This is a genomic window from candidate division WOR-3 bacterium (assembly GCA_016867815.1).
In the GTDB taxonomy this organism is placed as follows: domain Bacteria; phylum Hydrothermota; class Tepidihabitantia; order Tepidihabitantales; family Tepidihabitantaceae; genus UBA2258.
Window position 1 is genome coordinate 1 of the sequence record VGIR01000190.1, and the last position, 2,590, is coordinate 2,590.

The 2,590-nt window shown below is 61.6% G+C and carries 4 protein-coding genes; all 4 read right to left on the reverse strand.

Features of this window, described 5'->3' with window-relative positions:
* Positions 1-424 (reverse strand): hypothetical protein (locus FJY68_14155; GenBank protein MBM3332965.1); only part of this gene is annotated, 424 nt, incomplete at its 3' end.
* 32 nt (positions 425-456) lie between these two features.
* The gene (locus FJY68_14160) at positions 457-1,086 is read right to left on the reverse strand and encodes a hypothetical protein (GenBank protein ID MBM3332966.1); all 630 of its coding nucleotides are present in this window, start codon (positions 1,084-1,086) and stop codon (positions 457-459) included.
* Positions 1,087-1,694: 608 nt separating this feature from the next.
* Positions 1,695-1,928, reverse strand: coding sequence for a hypothetical protein (locus tag FJY68_14165; GenBank protein ID MBM3332967.1), 234 nt, complete (start codon positions 1,926-1,928; stop codon positions 1,695-1,697).
* 162 nt (positions 1,929-2,090) lie between these two features.
* Positions 2,091-2,590 (reverse strand): hypothetical protein (locus tag FJY68_14170; GenBank protein ID MBM3332968.1); only part of this gene is annotated, 500 nt, incomplete at its 5' end.

A 2,590-nucleotide genomic window follows, 5' to 3' on the forward strand; every position in this document is an offset into this window, starting at 1 on the left:
AGTAGCGATAGTGGTAGCCATCGCTCCTGTCGTACTTCTCCCAGTATTGCGCACGCACCTCGGTCCCGCGCGTGACTATTCTGGACACCGCCTCGGCGTCGGTGACTACACGGCGTTCGGTGTGGGTGATGTCTTCTCTCAACTGCTGGATTTCCTGCTGGTGCATCTGCACGAGGACGCTGAAGTCTACACCAAGGTACTCGGCATAGCGCTTGAGCATGTCGGCAATCGCTGCATCCTTGGCCTTGTCCTGACTCTCGTCTTGACCCTCGCCGACAAAGGACTTGTGCCCAGGCGCCGTGGGCGTAAGCGCAACCCACTCCGGCTTGGCTGGGGCGCTCCGCTCGACCGGCGTGTCCTGCTCCATACCGCGGCGGACCCTGACGACCGGGGCGGTTGCGCATCCCGCTCCGAGCAGGACCAAGAAGAGAAGACCTTGGCAGAATCGCAGGACTGCTACTCGCCTCCCTGCTTCAGTTCGCCCTCGGTCTTCTTCGACTCCCAGTACCGCTGGAAGACTTCGTTCACCCGCCGAAGCTGCTCTTGCGACATGTTCCACTCCTGCTTCTTCCGGTTGGTGTAGTCCGAGAAGGATTGCCGCGTCTGCGCATCAGGCAGAACCAGCCGGGCGAAGCACAGGAAGAACGGCTCGCCCGTCTCCGCCGACTGCCACTTTTCCACATAGAACTTCGTGACTTCTGAGTTCTGGATTACCGCCTGTGAGTTCATCTCGATGTAGTCACGCGAGGCGACCGAAGGATTGAGTACCGCACCAGCCAGACCGAGTTCAGCCACGACTTGCTCAAACGCATCCCGGACAGCGGTCTCGAGATATCTGGACGCTCGCAGCCGCGAATCACGCTCCGCGTCGTCTCGGCAGCTCTTTTCGTCTGCATACTTGTGGGACATGCCCACAACTATGTGTTCGCCGCCAGTGGCCTTGGGTGTCTCGTAGGCCCAGTCGGGCCTTGCGCTCTCGGACGTCCACAACAGCTTGTCGCCTGGCGGCGGTTGGACAGTCTGCTTCTTGGCGCAGAACAGACACGCGACAGCCGCCAGTGCTACGACTACTCTCAGTGTTCGCATCAGTCCTCCTTGATGGTTAACCTACGTACACTTATACTCAAACAGACCAGCGCTGTCAACCAGACGCTTGACGGTGTCGGGCGCGGACGTTCCTATGGTTCAGAAGGATATGCGCGAGGGGCGTCAAGTCAAGGCGCGGCGGACGCCGCGTTCAGTCGAGTTCGCCTTTGCGCTCCATGTCGGCGAACAGGGCAACGATAGCCTGCTTCATTCTGACGAATGGCTCGGGCGGGAGTCCGTGCTCGTCAGCCCAGGTGTCGAGCCTCGCCATCGCCCGCGCGCGTCCGCTCGGCTTGCTCACGCAGCAGCCGCTGACGCTTCCCTACTTCCTTCGGAAGTAGGGTAGAATTGGATGGCTCATCTGAGGCGGGTTGCTGACGCCCAGTTTAGTATATGTCCTCCTCCGATGAAGTCGAGGAATGTTCTAAGTTGGTCATTGGCAATTGGTTATTGGGCATTGGTGTATCTCCCCTACCCCGCCCCCTAGGCTCTTTGGGAGGTTGTCTGGCACGCTGCCCGGAAAGCGGTTCGGGAAGCTGCTCCGCAGGCTATCCGGAGAGGAATCTGAAGGGCTACCCGGACTGCTGTTCGGTCGGCTACTCGGAAGGCTATTCGGAGGGGAATTGGACGAGCTCTCTGGGAAGCTGCGGGGACTGCTGTTCCTCGGGCAGCTCCGCGGATTGCCCGGCGAGCAGTTCAGGAGGCAGCCCGGAAAGCAGTCTGCCGGAGAGTTCGGAGAGCAGCTTCCCAAGCTGCTCGGAGAGCTGCCGGGGAGACTGCCTGGCGCGGTCCTTGGCGAACTCACTTGGCAGCGCAGTCGAGACACAAGAGGGATTGACCACCAAGACACAAAGACACCAGGAGGTCGAGGACGCTCCTCACCCCTACCCTCTCCTCTCAGAGGAGAGGGAGAGCGGAGCGGAGGTGAGGAGGAATCCCGCGCTAGTTCGGTTTGAGGACAACGACCTTGTCGACTTTGCGGCTGGCGCCCGGTCCAGCGCCGGCTAGGCCCCTTCGCCCCAGGCCGGCTCTCCGCCGCCGGGCGGCGGCACCGAATCCCCGGTTTCGCTTACGGCGTAAGGGACGACACCCTTGGGGAAGAGCACCGGTCGGATCTCGTGCACCAACCCGTACTCCAGGGCCTTCCTGGGATCAAGAACCACTTCGGCCTTGACGTCGGCCCTGACCTTGCTGATCTCTGTTCCCGTCGCCTCCGCCATCACCTCGGCCATCCTCTCCTGGTCCAACCTCAGGCTGCGCAACGCCTCCTCAAGCCCGGCTTCGCCCAGCCGCGTGTTGGGGTGAAACGTCACTTCGGGACACCCGACCACGAAGCGTGCGTGCGTGGTGCAGAAGCGCTTTGTGCCGGCACAGAACAGCACCAGACCGGCAGTGCTGACCAGCCCGAAGTTGTAGGTATGAATCTCAATCGGCACTCCCTGCAGGTAGTTGCAGAGCGAAGCGGCAAGCGTCACGCTTCCCCGGATGCCGACATCACGAGGTG

Excerpts from the sequence above, each read along its gene's own strand:
- FJY68_14160 (MBM3332966.1), bottom strand. The coding sequence starts at position 1,086 with ATGCGAACACTGAGAGTAGTCGTAGCACTGGCGGCTGTCGCGTGTCTG.